The organism is Ruegeria meonggei (assembly GCF_042768335.1).
GTDB lineage: Bacteria > Pseudomonadota > Alphaproteobacteria > Rhodobacterales > Rhodobacteraceae > Ruegeria > Ruegeria meonggei.
The window spans coordinates 1,590,335-1,604,439 of record NZ_JAXHBT010000001.1; the positions used below are offsets into that span (position 1 = coordinate 1,590,335).

General features: G+C 58.8%; 17 protein-coding genes and 1 pseudogene. 1 reads left to right on the forward strand and 17 read right to left on the reverse strand.

From position 1 onward, the window contains the following. Positions 1–125: 125 nt before the first annotated feature. From nuoG to SJY13_RS07880, 17 genes and pseudogenes are all read right to left on the reverse strand, one after another. On the reverse strand, positions 126–2,147 hold the full coding sequence (gene nuoG / locus SJY13_RS07800) for an NADH-quinone oxidoreductase subunit NuoG (protein ID WP_377189838.1): 2,022 nt from the start codon (positions 2,145–2,147) through the stop codon (positions 126–128). Between the two features lie 3 nt (positions 2,148–2,150). Beyond that, positions 2,151–2,555 (reverse strand): DUF5333 domain-containing protein, encoded by a 405-nt coding sequence (locus tag SJY13_RS07805; protein WP_377189841.1) that lies wholly within the window; start codon positions 2,553–2,555, stop codon positions 2,151–2,153. Positions 2,556–2,653: 98 nt separating this feature from the next. Continuing rightward, positions 2,654–3,037 carry a hypothetical protein gene (locus SJY13_RS07810; RefSeq protein ID WP_377189844.1) on the reverse strand — a complete coding sequence of 128 codons (384 nt, stop codon included), beginning with the start codon at positions 3,035–3,037 and terminating at the stop codon, positions 2,654–2,656. Beyond that, positions 3,037–3,453 (reverse strand): MAPEG family protein, encoded by a 417-nt coding sequence (locus tag SJY13_RS07815; RefSeq protein ID WP_085821143.1) that lies wholly within the window; start codon positions 3,451–3,453, stop codon positions 3,037–3,039. The genes SJY13_RS07810 and SJY13_RS07815 overlap by 1 nt, the downstream gene beginning before the upstream one ends. Positions 3,454–3,458: 5 nt before the next feature. Next, the gene (gene nuoF / locus SJY13_RS07820; protein WP_085821570.1) at positions 3,459–4,757 is read right to left on the reverse strand and encodes an NADH-quinone oxidoreductase subunit NuoF; all 1,299 of its coding nucleotides are present in this window, start codon (positions 4,755–4,757) and stop codon (positions 3,459–3,461) included. Positions 4,758–4,769: 12 nt separating this feature from the next. Then, the gene (locus SJY13_RS07825; protein WP_377193589.1) at positions 4,770–4,991 is read right to left on the reverse strand and encodes a DUF5337 domain-containing protein; all 222 of its coding nucleotides are present in this window, start codon (positions 4,989–4,991) and stop codon (positions 4,770–4,772) included. Positions 4,992–5,022: 31 nt separating this feature from the next. Beyond that, a complete protein-coding gene (nuoE, locus tag SJY13_RS07830) occupies positions 5,023–6,123 on the reverse strand; it encodes an NADH-quinone oxidoreductase subunit NuoE (RefSeq protein ID WP_377189848.1) in 1,101 nt (366 codons plus the stop codon). A gap of 46 nt (positions 6,124–6,169) precedes the next feature. Then, positions 6,170–6,454 carry a hypothetical protein gene (locus SJY13_RS07835; protein ID WP_377189851.1) on the reverse strand — a complete coding sequence of 95 codons (285 nt, stop codon included), beginning with the start codon at positions 6,452–6,454 and terminating at the stop codon, positions 6,170–6,172. Then, positions 6,451–7,674, reverse strand: coding sequence for an NADH-quinone oxidoreductase subunit D (locus SJY13_RS07840; RefSeq protein ID WP_200818527.1), 1,224 nt, complete (start codon positions 7,672–7,674; stop codon positions 6,451–6,453). Before SJY13_RS07840 ends, SJY13_RS07835 begins: the two co-directional genes overlap by 4 nt. Continuing rightward, on the reverse strand, positions 7,674–7,808 hold the full coding sequence (locus tag SJY13_RS07845; RefSeq protein WP_268808299.1) for a hypothetical protein: 135 nt from the start codon (positions 7,806–7,808) through the stop codon (positions 7,674–7,676). Before SJY13_RS07845 ends, SJY13_RS07840 begins: the two co-directional genes overlap by 1 nt. A 1-nt stretch (position 7,809) precedes the next feature. After that, a complete protein-coding gene (locus SJY13_RS07850; protein WP_010442775.1) occupies positions 7,810–7,983 on the reverse strand; it encodes a hypothetical protein in 174 nt (57 codons plus the stop codon). Further along, positions 7,983–8,588, reverse strand: coding sequence for an NADH-quinone oxidoreductase subunit C (locus SJY13_RS07855; RefSeq protein WP_377189855.1), 606 nt, complete (start codon positions 8,586–8,588; stop codon positions 7,983–7,985). The genes SJY13_RS07850 and SJY13_RS07855 overlap by 1 nt, the downstream gene beginning before the upstream one ends. Positions 8,589–8,599: 11 nt before the next feature. Then, complete coding sequence (locus tag SJY13_RS07860; RefSeq protein ID WP_037307875.1) at positions 8,600–9,133, reverse strand: NuoB/complex I 20 kDa subunit family protein; 534 nt, start codon at positions 9,131–9,133, stop codon at positions 8,600–8,602. Beyond that, positions 9,124–9,489, reverse strand: a complete 366-nt coding sequence (locus SJY13_RS07865) for an NADH-quinone oxidoreductase subunit A (RefSeq protein WP_058274389.1) — start codon at positions 9,487–9,489, stop codon at positions 9,124–9,126. Before SJY13_RS07865 ends, SJY13_RS07860 begins: the two co-directional genes overlap by 10 nt. Before the next feature lie 186 nt (positions 9,490–9,675). Beyond that, positions 9,676–10,464: a crotonase/enoyl-CoA hydratase family protein gene (locus SJY13_RS07870; protein ID WP_377189860.1), complete on the reverse strand. Its 789-nt coding sequence runs from the start codon at positions 10,462–10,464 to the stop codon at positions 9,676–9,678. A gap of 9 nt (positions 10,465–10,473) precedes the next feature. Next, a pseudogene (locus SJY13_RS07875) lies at positions 10,474–11,329 on the reverse strand (hydroxymethylglutaryl-CoA lyase). Positions 11,330–11,395: 66 nt separating this feature from the next. Further along, complete coding sequence (locus SJY13_RS07880; protein WP_377189863.1) at positions 11,396–13,324, reverse strand: acetyl/propionyl/methylcrotonyl-CoA carboxylase subunit alpha; 1,929 nt, start codon at positions 13,322–13,324, stop codon at positions 11,396–11,398. A 46-nt stretch (positions 13,325–13,370) separates the two neighbouring features. On the opposite strand from SJY13_RS07880, the gene SJY13_RS07885 reads away from it, so the two are divergent. Beyond that, a complete protein-coding gene (locus SJY13_RS07885; RefSeq protein ID WP_377189866.1) occupies positions 13,371–14,093 on the forward strand; it encodes a class I SAM-dependent methyltransferase in 723 nt (240 codons plus the stop codon). The last annotated feature ends 12 nt before the right edge of the window (positions 14,094–14,105 follow it).

Consider the following 14,105-nt stretch of genomic DNA (forward strand, 5'->3'; position numbering starts at 1 on the left):
CGGCTGGGTCGGCGCGTTGGTGTAAACAGCATCTACCGCCGCTACGCCACCCTTTTTCTTGCGTTCCACACGCAAATCAGACGCGTCAAATCGCGCGCTTGTCCGTGATATGAAACGGATTTGGTTCATTCCGCTGCGATCTTTCCGGCGGTTCGGGCCTGCGACTGCGCAGACAGCTCAGCCATGAGCTGCGAGGCACGGGCAATCGGGTTGGTCAGATAGAAATCCTTGATCGTGTTGCGGAAGGCAGCTTTGCCAAGCGACCCGGTCTGCAAAGCCTGTACGTCGTTTTCGACCACCTCATCGATGCGCGCCAGATGCGGCACAGCTTTGATCAAAGCGGTACGCAGCTGTGCCAGTAAGTCGAAGGGCAGTGTTGCGCCCAGTTCTGCCGACAAAGCCCGCAAAATAGCCCAGTTTTCCTTGGCCTCTCCGGGTGCAAAACCAGCACGCATGGCCAATTGCGGACGGCCTTCGGTGTTCACGAACAAACCGTTTTCTTCGGTGTAGGCCGCCGCCGGCAGGATCACGTCGGCGCGGTGCGCGCCCCGGTCACCATGGCTGCCCTGATAGATGACAAAGGCACCCTCTCCGATTTCGACCTCATCCGCGCCGAGGTTATAGATCACATCAGCCGCGCTGACCGCGTCCATCCCGGCTGGATTGGTGGCATCCACATCCATTGCACCAACGCGACCGGCGGCGGTGTGCAGAACAATCAGCCCGCTTTCTGTATTGGCAGCAACGGTTTGCGCGGCGGCCAATACCGCAGCGCCGTCCGCCTCTTGCAGTGCTCCTTGCCCAACGATGACCAGCGAGGGCTTGCCCTTGATTTCATCATCACCACCCATATCGACAACCTGTTGCAAAGCCGCCCGGTCATCGCCGACATGGTGGTAATCATATGTCAGTTCGACCTTGGGGCCGACCAGCGCCACCTCGGCCCCTTGCACCCAAGCTTTGCGGATGCGCGCGTTCAAAACCGGCGCCTCGTCGCGCGGGTTGGTGCCGATCATCAAGATACGCTCGGCTGAATCGATATCCTCGATCCTGGCAGTCCCGGCATAGGCACCCCGATTGCCCGCAGGCAGCTTGGTCCCGTCAGTGCGGCATTCGACAACACCGCCCTGCCCTTCGATCAGATGTTTCAACGCATATGCGGCCTCAACCGAAGCCAGGTCACCGACGATCCCCGCAGGTTTCTCAGCCCCTTTCAGCGCCTCAGCCGCCTTGGTCAGAGCTTCAGGCCATGTGGCCGGGCGCAGCTTGCCATTTTCTCGGACATAAGGCTGATCCAGACGCTGTCGGCGCAAACCATCCCAGACAAAGCGGGTCTTGTCGCTGATCCATTCTTCGTTGATGCCGTCATGGTTGCGCGGCAGAAACCGCATTACTTCGCGACCCTTGGTATCCACGCGGATATTTGCGCCCAAGGCATCCATGACGTCGATGGATTCCGTCTTGGTCAGCTCCCACGGCCGCGCGGTAAAGGCGTAAGGCTTCGACGTCAGCGCCCCTACCGGGCACAGGTCAATAATGTTGCCCTGCAGGTTCGAATCCAGCGTCTGATTCAGATACGAGGTGATCTCGGCGTCCTCGCCACGCCCGGTCTGACCCATCTGGGTGATCCCCGCGACCTCGGATGTGAACCGCACGCAGCGAGTGCAGCTGATGCAACGGGTCATCGCGGTGCCGACCAGTGGCCCCAGATCCAGATCGTCCACCGCACGCTTGGCTTCCTTGAACCGCGTGCCCGACAGACCATAGGCCATGGCCTGATCCTGCAAATCGCATTCGCCGCCCTGATCGCAGATCGGGCAGTCCAGCGGATGGTTAATCAGCAGAAACTCCATCACCCCTTCGCGGGCCTTCTTGACCATGGGCGAGTTTGTCTTGACCACCGGCGGCTGACCCTCTGGACCGGGGCGCAGATCGCGCACTTGCATCGCGCAAGAGGCTGCAGGTTTCGGCGGGCCGCCGACAACTTCGACCAGACACATCCGACAGTTTCCAGCAATCGACAGACGCTCGTGATAGCAAAAGCGCGGCACCTCGACCCCGGCCTGTTCGCAGGCCTGGATCAGGGTCATCGCACCGTCGACTTCGATTTCCTGCCCGTCGATGTTTACCTTGCGGAGGTCAGACATGGTCTAGTTCGCCCTCAAATACACGCCGATGGCGCTGTTTCTTTCGATTTCCGCACGCCCCAGCGCACAGAAGGAATTTGGGTTGTCATAGGCGACGTTGTTTTGGGCCAGATAAGCTTCGCCCTTGGCGCGCATCCGGTCCTTTTCGGCGTCTGAACCCACGTAGTCCCGGATTTCCTTATCCGAGTAGCCCAGCTTGTTCGCTTTGGACCGCAGTCCCCACATCACTCCAATCGCTTTCATCCGGCGCCCACTGATCGACGGGCAATATTCCGAAATCTCGTTTGCGATCGCGATGTAATAGAGCTCGTTGTCGATCTCTTTGACTTCGCGCAAAGGGGGTTTGGCCTCGGCCATTACCGGCAGTGTCATCAGCGACACCAAGGCAAGCGTTTTCATACCAGACATAACAATTCCTTTCGTCTTGGAAACTCCAAGACGACCGGTGGTCGGGTTGCTATGCAATAACACCCGCCGCGTCATGACGTGATATGCAGAACTATGCGTCATGGCCGTTGGCAGGTTCCTGCAAATGTCAGGTTGTCATCGGTGATACGCAGGTTCTGCGGGTCGGTATCCGGACCTACTTTCCATTCAATTCTTGAGGACCCGAAACTTGCGATGCAGAATTTGATTCCTTCGTATCGCCCGGCTTCGCGCGCGCCATCCAGCGAAGCTGAGGCACCTTTCACAACAACGGTGAAATCCGCAGGCGAGGCCTTCTTATCGACTGGCTTCGCCTTGGCCCTGAACGCCTTACCGTCGAACAAAATTCGATCATCAGACGGGGTGACAAGCCCACAGGCCGAAACTGCGGACAACAGGACAACAGCGCACAAGACTGCAGTGCGACGGGCTTTTGATGGGGCTTGTTTATTGCGCACGAACATCAAAACGCCGCCACCAAAGCCATCAAACCCATCACGAACATGCAGACCCACGCAAGAACATAAAGAATAGACCGCGGCCCCGCGTTAGGTTTTCCGATGCCCCGCAAATGCACAAACAGCATCAACAGACGCGCCAGCAGCGCGACCGAGGCAAGAAGGTTCACCCAGAACGGGTTGACCCCCATCAGGATCGCCGCGACCGTCACCGCCGCAAAAGCAGGCAAGGTCTCGGTCCCGTTCAGATAGGCACGGTTCAAGCGATACGCCTGGTCTCCATAGTCCTGATCAGGCGTCGCGCCAGGCGCCAGGCCTTTGCCCTGTTTGGCCAGGGCCGTGAACGGAGCCATGAAAAGAACGACAAGGGTGAAAATCACCACTGACGCAACTGCATGTCCATAATCTGCGAATACTTCCATTGGTATCACTCCGCCGCCATCGCACCCATGCGGCCCGTTTTCTGAGCCTTGATACGGTCTTCTATTTCCTCGCGGAAGTTGCGGATCAGCCCCTGGATCGGCCAGGCCGCGGCATCCCCCAGCGCACAGATCGTGTGGCCTTCGACCTGTTTGGTCACATCAAACAGCATATCGATTTCTTCCAGTTCCGCTTCGCCGCGCACCAGACGATCCATCACCCTCATCATCCAGCCGGTCCCTTCCCGGCACGGCGTACACTGACCACAGCTTTCGTGTTTGTAGAACTTCGACAGGCGCCAGATCGCCTTGATGATATCGGTAGACTTGTCCATCACGATCACCGCCGCCGTTCCAAGGCCCGAGCCCAGATCGTTGCGCAGGTGGTCGAAATCCATGATCGCGTCACGCATGTTCTCACCGCGCACACAAGGCACGGACGAGCCGCCCGGGATCACCGCCAGCAGGTTGTCCCAGCCACCACGAATGCCACCGCAATGGGTCTCGATCAGCTGTTCGAACGGGATCGACATCGCCTCTTCGACGACGCACGGGTTGTTCACATGGCCCGAGATTGCAAACAGTTTGGTGCCTGCGTTGTTCTGACGGCCAAAGCCTGCAAACCAGTCCGCGCCACGACGCAAGATGGTCGGCACTACGGCAATCGACTCCACGTTGTTCACAGTAGTTGGGCAGCCATAAAGACCAGCACCTGCCGGAAACGGTGGCTTCATCCGCGGCATGCCCTTCTTGCCCTCAAGGCTTTCTATCAGAGCGGTTTCTTCACCACAGATATAGGCGCCCGCCCCGTGATGCAGGAACAAGTCGAAATCCCAGCCGGACCCGGCCGCGTTCTTTCCCAGCAAACCTGCGTCATAGGCTTCATCAATCGCGGCCTGCAGCGCCTCACGCTCGCGGATGTATTCGCCACGCAGGTAGATATAGCAGGTATGCGCATTCATCGCGAAGGATGCGATCAGGCAGCCCTCGATCAGTGTATGCGGATCGTGACGCATGATCTCGCGGTCTTTGCAGGTTCCGGGCTCGGATTCATCCGCGTTCACAACCAGATAGGCAGGACGCCCGTCGCTTTCCTTGGGCATGAACGACCATTTCAGACCGGTCGGAAAGCCAGCGCCGCCACGTCCACGCAGCCCTGAGTCCTTCATCGTCTGGATGATCCAGTCCCGCCCGTTGCCGATCAAGCCAGCAGTGCCGTCCCAATGCCCGCGGGCCTGGGCACCGTTCAGCGTGCGCTCGTGCATCCCGTAGATGTTGGTAAAGATCCGGTCCTGATCCTTCAGCATCATGTGTTACCTTCAGCTGTCCTGACGCATGCGCCAGAGTTGAAAAATGTTCACGCCTGCATAGATGAATCCTGCCAGAGCGGCAAAATCAAACAGCAGCGCATAACGCCCCGGCAATTCCAATGCAGGGCCAATGAACAGGGTCACGGCAAGCCAGATCAGCATGGTCACGGCAATGACCACCCCGATATGTCGACCCTTTCGGGCTATGGCCTGTTCCTTGTCCTGGTCCATCTCACCTTGGTGCCCTGAACGGGCATTCGTATCAGTCTTCGTAAGTGCCATCTTTTTTGACACGTTTGGCAAACTCGGTTTCTTCGCCTGCGGCCAGTTTGGCCGCCTGTTCAATCCAGCCGTCGCGTTCGATACGGCCTTTGAATTTCAACCGCGCGTCTACCCATGCGACCTGTTCTGATGTCCAGGCCGCGATCTGGTCAAAATGATAGAAACCCAGTTCGTTCAGCGTCTGTTCAAGCTTGGGTCCGACACCCTTTAGCATCTTCAGGTCATCTGCCTTGCCGTCCCGCGCCCCGGTCAGCGTCTGGGGTTGAGCCTCTTTGGCTGCTTTCGCCTCTTCCGCCTGCTTCACAGCAGGTTTGGCCGGCGCAGGTGCCTTGGGCGGCGTCGGAGCCGCCTTGGTCGCCGCCGCCTTACCGTCCTTACCCAGCCAAGGCGTAAGGATCGGAACTTCGGTCCCGTCAATGCGCTTGACTGTGTCGCCCAGATCCGCCGCCAGCGCGACACTGGCATTGTACTGCGGTCTATCAGCCTCGTATTCCGTCAGGCTGCTGAGACCCTTCAGCGGCTCAGCGGCATAGCGACCATTCTGCGGGCCTGGTGTCGGAACTTTGCCCGCAACCAGATCGTCAATGATCCTGCCGAAATTCTCAGCCGTCAGATCCTCATAGTAATCCTTGCCGATCTGGGCCATAGGCGCGTTGGTGCAGGACCCAAGGCATTCCACCTCTTCCCAGCTCAGCTTGCTATCGGCGGACAGCGTATGTGGTTTTGCCGCGATCTTGTCCTTGCAAACCGCGATCAGATCCTCTGCGCCGCAAATCATGCAGGACGTCGTACCGCAGACCTGAATATGCGCGACCGAGCCAACCGGTTGCAGTTGGAACATGAAGTAGAACGAAGCCACCTCAAGCACGCGGATATAGGCCATGCCTAGCATATCCGCGACGGATTCAATCGCCGGACGGCTCAGCCAGCCCTCCTGCTCCTGCGCGCGCCACAACAGCGGGATAACCGCGCTGGCCTGACGCCCCTCCGGGTATTTCGTGATCTGCGCTTCGGCCCATTGCTGGTTGGCAGCAGTGAAGGCAAAACTTTCGGGTTGTTCGGGGTGAAGACGGCGGAGCATTAGAAGTTCTCCGTCAAGCAAATCTTGTGAGTGAGGGAGTGGAACATCAGCATAGGTGAATCACCATCAAGTAACGGTCACTTTGGCGAACCCGCTCATCAGTGATCAATTGTTCAATAAGGTCAGGTATCTCAGCCTCAACAAACCCAGCGGCAGGTAGTTTGTTGTCAACATCCTCTGCCTCAATCCGGCACCCGTTCCTAAGGACGAATTCGTACAACGCATCGGCACGGTGTTCGATGCCATCTTTCGTCGATGCTGATGAATCAGCCGTCACGTTGGTCGCCAACAACACGGCACCAAGAGCCATTGAACAGAAGCGCTTCTTCACCGGTCAATCTCCCCAAACACAACGTCCATGGTGCCGATGATGGCGGCGACATCGGCCAGTTGATGCCCTCCGGCAATGTGGTCCATAGCTTGCAGGTGCAGGAAGCCCGGCGCGCGCAGTTTGGCGCGGTAGGGTTTGTTGGTGCCGTCTGCGACCAGATAGACGCCGAACTCACCCTTGGGGGCTTCGACGGCGGCATAGACCTCACCCGCGGGAACGTGGAAGCCTTCGGTATACAGTTTGAAGTGATGGATCAGGCTCTCCATCGAGGTCTTCATATCCGCGCGTGACGGCGGTGTGATTTTGCCTCGGGCCAGAACATCGCCGGGACAATCACGGATTTTGGCAATGGCCTGGCGGATGATCAGCAGCGACTGGCGCATTTCTTCCATCCGCACCAGATAGCGGTCATAGCAGTCGCCGTTCTTGCCGACGGGAATCTGGAATTCGAACTCATCGTAGCATTCATAAGGCTGCGCACGGCGCAGATCCCAGGCCAGACCAGACCCGCGCACCATCACACCCGAGAAGCCGTATTTCAGGATGTCATCCTCGGTCACCACACCGATATCGGCGTTGCGCTGCTTGAAAATGCGGTTTTCAGTCAGCAAGCCGTCGATATCGTCCATGACGGCCGGAAACGTGTGGCTCCAGGCTTCGATATCGTCCAACAGCTCTGGCGGCAGGTCCTGATGCACGCCGCCGGGGCGGAAATAGGCCGCGTGCAAGCGGGCACCACAGGCGCGTTCATAGAACACCATCAGCTTCTCACGCTCTTCAAAACCCCACAAAGGCGGGGTCAACGCGCCGACATCCATCGCCTGCGTGGTCACGTTCAGAAGGTGGTTCAGAATGCGCCCGATCTCGGAATACAGCACTCGGATCAGAGAGCCTCGGCGCGGCACCTCAACGCCGGTCAGCTTTTCGATGGCCAGACACCAAGCGTGCTCCTGGTTCATCGGGGCGACGTAATCCAGACGGTCGAAATACGGCAGGTTCTGCAGATAGGTGCGGCTTTCCATCAGCTTTTCGGTGCCACGATGCAGCAGGCCGATATGCGGATCACAGCGTTCGACAATTTCGCCGTCCAACTCAAGCACCAAGCGCAAAACACCATGAGCCGCAGGGTGTTGCGGTCCAAAGTTGATGTTGAAATTGCGGATCTTCTGTTCTCCGCTCAGCGCGTCCGTGCTGCCGTCATCGTATCTTGAGCCGTCCATCAACGCCCCCGCTTATTCTTTTTTGCATCAGCCCGAACCCGGACCTTTTCCGCCTCAAGCGCTTTGGCCGCAGCCCCTGCCAGCAGGACCCCCAGCGCACCCAAAGTGATCAGTTCCCCCAGCAGCATCAGCATCTTAGCGGCGCTCCAACTCTTGCAGTTTCAGTCCGACCCACCACAGCAGCGCGATCGTACCAAACGGGACCAGGCAAAGAAGGCACCAGTATTTGTTGATCCCGAAGAACGGCAAAATCTTTACCATCGGAATGATGGTCAGCGCCGACAGGATCAGCCACCAGATACCACCCATCACTCAGCCTCCTGCTTTTCGTCGCCCGGCAGAATGTAATTCGCGCCCTCCCACGGAGACATGAAATCAAACTGTCGGTATTCCTGAACCAGCGACACGGGCTCATAAACCACACGCTTTTGCGCCTCGTCATAACGCACTTCTGTGTACCCGGTGGTCGGGAAATCCTTGCGCAGCGGATAGCCACGGAACCCATAGTCGGTCAGGATGCGCCGCAGGTCCGGATGGCCCGAGAACAAGATGCCGAACATGTCGAACACCTCGCGCTCGAACCAGTTGGCCGAGGGGTGCACATCAACGATCGACGGCACCATGTCTTCTTCGCGGATCGAAACGCGCAGGCGGATGCGCTGGTTCTGGTACATCGACAGGAAGTGGTAGACCACATCGAACCGTTTGGCCCGCTCGGGGTAGTCCACAGCAGTGATATCGACCAGAGACGAGAATTTGCAGTTCTGATCAGATTTCAGAAATTCGATGAACTCAACCAGATTGGACGGAGCCACATCAACATTCAATTCGCCATGGGTCACGTCCCAGGACAAGACACAATCTGTCCGCTTCAGCTCTAACTGCGTGCCAAGTTCTTTGAGTGCTTCGCTCATCCACTCTCTCCTTAGCGCACGATGGTGCCGGTGCGGCGGATTTTGCGTTGCAGCTGCATCAGGCCGTACAACAACGCCTCTGCCGTTGGCGGGCAGCCGGGCACGTAGATGTCGACCGGTACGATGCGGTCACAGCCTCGCACGACCGAATAGGAATAATGGTAATAACCGCCGCCATTGGCGCAAGAGCCCATCGAGATCACATAGCGCGGCTCGGGCATCTGGTCGTAAACCTTGCGCAGCGCCGGGGCCATCTTGTTGGTCAGGGTGCCGGCCACGATCATCACGTCCGACTGACGCGGGGATGCGCGGGGGGCGATGCCGAACCGTTCCGCATCATAGCGCGGCATCGAGGTGTGCATCATTTCAACCGCACAGCAGGCCAGACCAAAGGTCATCCAGTGCAGCGATCCGGTCCGCGCCCAGTTGATGATGTCTTCGGTTGAAGTCAGCAGGAACCCTTTGTCCTGCAGCTCGGCGTTCAGGGCCTGGGTGGCGACTTCCTTGTCGACGCCGGCGGTGTTTGCACCCGTCATCACTCCCATTCCAGGGCCCCTTTCTTCCATTCATAGGCAAAGCCGATGGTCAGAACGCCAAGAAACACAATCATGGACCAGAACCCGACATCACTGATGTCTTTGAACCCCACGGCCCAGGGAAACAGGAAAGCGATTTCCAGATCGAAGATGATGAACAGAATCGCGACCAGATAGAATCGAACATCGAACTTCATCCGCGCGTCGTCAAAGGCGTTAAAGCCACATTCATACGCGCTGACCTTTTCCGGGTCGGGATTGCGAACAGCCAGTACCACAGCTGCCAGAATCAGAACGATTCCCAAGCCTACTGCAACGGCCAGAAACACCAGGATCGGGAGATACTCCCGCAAAAGGTCTTCCACGAATAGCTCCTTTCCTGCGCATAGCCCATCAGGGTGCGCCGTCAATTGGCGTGTTGACTGGACATTCTCTATCTCTGCGGGGTCAGAGGGTCAACCGAACACAGCCGCGCAGGGGGTTAATATTCCGCTTTTGCCTGACCGGAGTTAGGCCGATTTTTGGCGAATCCGCGTTTGAACAGAAACGGCTTAAACCTGAGTTTTCCATGCAGGATTTCGTTTCTCGAAAAACGCGCCGATTCCTTCGCGGGCTTCTTCGGTTTCCCACCGTTCCACCAGTGCCTGAATGGTCTGATCGATCACAGCATCGTCAATGCATGGCCCAAGCGCCCGAACCAGTTCCTTGGCCGAGGCCACGGCACCCGGCGCGCAAGACAGGTAAGGCTGGATTTCTGCCTCGACCGCATCTTTTAGATCCGCGGCGGGTACTGCCTTTGCCAGCAATCCAAGCGCCACAGCTTCAGCAGCATCAAACAAACGGGCAGACATGAAGACACGCCGTGCCTTTGCCTCGCCCATGCGTGCAATCACATAGGGGCCGATCGTAGCTGGGATCAGGCCCAGACGGGTTTCCGTCAGCCCCATTTTCACGGTCTCGACACCAATTGCCACGTCACACACAGCAGCCAGTCCGACACCGCCGCCAAACGCGTTGCCGTGGACAGCCCCGATGAGGGGTTTGGGCATGGTGTTCAGCGCCTGAAGCATCGCGGCCAGTTTGCGCGCCTCGGCAAAGCGCGTGTCTGGATCGGCGGCCATCTGGTCCTGCATCCAACCCAGATCGGCCCCGGCGCAAAAGGTTTTGCCCGCAGCGGCCAGCACCACAACCCGCACCGAATTGTCGGCCCCCAACTGCGCGGCGGCTTGCGTCAGCTCCGAGATCATCTGCGCCGACATCGCGTTATGCTTATCGGCGCGATCCAGAGTCAGGGTTGCTACGCCGCGTTCATCCATGGCGACCGAGATCGTTTCAAACATTCCCACCCCTTATTCCGGCCGCATCGCGCGCGCCATCTGCGCAGCCTCTTCGACAACGGCCAGATCGAGCCCGGTTTCATATCCCAGACGCTCAAGATGGGCCGCGACAGCCTCGGTTGCGACATTCCCGGACGCGCCAGGTGCAAAAGGACACCCGCCCAGACCACCAACGGCCGCATCGAAAGTTCGCACGCCCAGTGTCAGTGCCGCGTCAATATTGTCGATGGCACGACCGTTTGTGTCGTGGAAATGCCCCGCCAGACGTGTGACCGGAACACGGTCACGCACAGCCAACAGCATATGGGCGATCTTATCCGGCGTCCCCTGCCCGATCGTATCCCCCAGAGAGACCTCGTAACAGCCCAACGAGAACAACCGGTCTGCAACCTCGGCCACTTTTTCAGGCGAGGTCGGTCCGTCATAGGGGCAATCGGTGACGCAGGAAACGTAGCCGCGAACTGGCAGGTCAATATGGCGCGCGGCCTCAAGGATCGGCTCGAACCGTTCAATCAGATTCCGCAATCGTGGCATTGACGTTGGCCTTCGAGAACCCCTCGGACGCCGAGGCAAACACCGCGATTTCATCCGCCTTTGCAGCTCGTGCATCCTCATACCCGCGCATGTTCGGCGTCAGCGCGGCATAACGCACGCCCTTGGCCCGCGTGATCGCGGCCAGCACATCCGCGCTGCCCACCATTTGCGGCACCCATTTGGGTGACACAAAGCTGGCCACCTCGATCCGGGCAAACCCGGCGCGGCTGAGGCAATCGACCAGGGCAACCTTCTCGGCCACCGGAATTTCGCGCTGCTCGTTCTGCAGCCCGTCGCGTGGCCCAACTTCGAAGATTTCGACCCGTTCACCCATGGTTATGTCCTTTTCAATATGCCGCGTTTTGACCGACTGTGCCACGTTGTGTCCGCATGGGACAGGTCATTCCTCTTCCAACCGGACCAAAGCCGCCCCGGCCTCGACCTGCGTGCCGTCCTCAGTCAGTACCTCGGCCACGACGCCATCGCGTGCAGCCAGCAAAGAATGCTCCATCTTCATCGCTTCCAGAATGGCCAACCGGTCGCCCTCCTGCACCGCCTGCCCCACCTGTGCAAAGACCGCCTTGACCAGTCCCGGCATCGGCGCTTCGATCACGTTGGTGTCTCCCGCAGCACGTGTTGCGCGGTCCAGCGGGTCAACGATATCAAATGCTTGCCCATAGCCATCAAACACAGTGACCGTTGTGTCTGAAACCGCAACACGTGGCATCGGCATTCCGTCAATCACCCATGTGTCACCTATGCGTTCGGCCAGCACAGTCTTACCCGCCACGTCCCAGGTCTGACGATCAGGGCCTTCGACCTGAACGTCCAGGTCAATTACGTCCTGTGCCCTTAACTGAACCGCGCGATGCAGCGGGGCCCATAGAGAAAACCCGGTCTCGTCATTTGTGTTTTCCAGATCCAGCGCAGCCATCGCCGCCGCCACACAGGTTGCTGCGGGCACAGCCACGGCCTGTACCAACACCTCCAGATCACGGCCGATCAGACCGGTGTCCACATCCCCGCCCGCAAACCCCGCATGACGGGTCAAGGCTCCTAGAAAGGCAAGGTTGGTGACCGTGCCTGCAACCTCGGTGCGCTGCAAGGCGCGGTGCAATTGCTTTAGCGCAACCGCGCGGGTCGGGCCGTGCACAATGACCTTGGCAATCATCGGGTCATACCAAGGGCTGATCGTATCTCCGGCGCGGACCCCGCTGTCTGCGCGGCAAGACGGGGGAAACTCTAAATGCGTCAGCCTGCCCGTCGCGGGAAGAAAGCCCTTGGGCACATCTTCAGCATACAAGCGCGCCTCAAAAGCATGGCCCGAGATCGAGAGCTCGTGCTGTTGCTTCGGCAAGACCTCACCTGACGCCACGCGCAATTGCCATTCAACCAGATCCACACCGGTGATCGCTTCGGTCACAGGGTGTTCGACCTGTAGCCGCGTGTTCATCTCCATGAACCAGAACCGGTCCGCGCGCAGCCCGTCCGAGGCATCGACGATGAATTCAACCGTCCCTGCCCCCTTGTAACCAATCGCTTCGGCCGCCCGCACGCCTGCCTGCCCCATGGCCTCGCGCATTTCAGCCGTCATGCCTGGGGCCGGAGCCTCTTCGATCACCTTCTGGTGCCGCCGCTGCAGGGAACAATCGCGTTCAAAAAGATGAACTGCATGGGTGCCGTCGCCGAACACCTGCACTTCGATATGGCGCGGTTTTGAAACGAACTTCTCGACCAGAACGGCATCATTGCCAAAGGCCGTCCGGGCCTCACCCCTTGCGCTGTCCAGCGCGGTTGCGAAATCCGCTGGCTGTTCGACCAGCCGCATGCCCTTGCCACCGCCCCCGGCGACGGCCTTGATTAGGACCGGGTAACCGATCGTATCCGCAGCGCCCGCCAGATGCTCGGGGTCCTGATTGTCACCGTGATAGCCGGGCACGACCGGAACTCCGGCCTGCTCCATCAACACCTTGGCCGCGTCTTTGAGGCCCATCTTGCGGATCGCATCCGCCGAGGGGCCGATGAACGTCAGGCCCGCAGCCTCAACCGCATCTACAAATTCCGGGTTCTCGGACAAAAAGCCATAGCCCGGATGGATCGCCTGCGCGCCCGTGTCGAGCGCGGCCTGTATGATCACATCGCCTTTCAGATAGCTGTCCGCCGGGGCCGGGCCGCCGATATGCACGGCCTCGTCCGCCATCTGCACATGCTTGGCCGAGGCATCCACGTCCGAATGGACGGCCACACAAGGCACACCCATTTTCTGAGCCGTTTCCATGACTCGGCATGCGATTTCGCCACGGTTGGCAATCAGGATTTTATTGAACATCAGCAAACCCTTGCTTTCCAAAGCCCATAGTTTCACGGTCCCAACCATGAGCGATAACATTTATGATCCCGAATTTGTGGCCGGTGTCTTCGACAGATGCTCGGGCGCTTATCGAAACTGGAGCGCAGCCGCGTCTTTCGGGTTGATAAGATCGTGGCGTCGGGCCTGTGTAAACGGACTGAACCTGCCCAGAAAATCGACTGCGTCTGGCGTTGACTTGATGGCCGGCACCGGCGAGGCGTGGCCGCATTTGTTCGCCAGGTTTCCGAACATAGCTGAAGTCACGGCTATCGACATCAGCCCGGGAATGCACCGACAAGCGATTGACCGGCTGCACAAAGATCGGGAAGACCGCATCACCCATCACTGCGCCAACATGCTGACGACGGATCTGCCGAGCGACTCGGCCGAGTTTGCCATATCCACCTTTGGCCTCAAAACGTTTGACGCCCAGCAGCATCTGGCCTTTGCCCATCAATTGAATCGTATTCTCAAACCCGGAGCGCCATTTTCCCTGATCGAAGCAACGGACCCCGTGGGCTGGTCTCTTCGACCGCTCTACCGCTTCTATCTTGACGGCGTGTTGCCGCAGATCGAGCGTCTCTTTCTGAACGGCGCTCAGGACTTCACAATGATCGGTGCCTACACAAGAAATTTCGGAACTGGCAGCACTGTCATGGAGGCGCTCAAGGCGGTTGGACTGACGGTCGAAGTCCAGTACTTCGTCGGCGGCAGCGCGGTGCGGTTTTCCGGGTTCAAACCCGGCTAGATCAGCCACGAC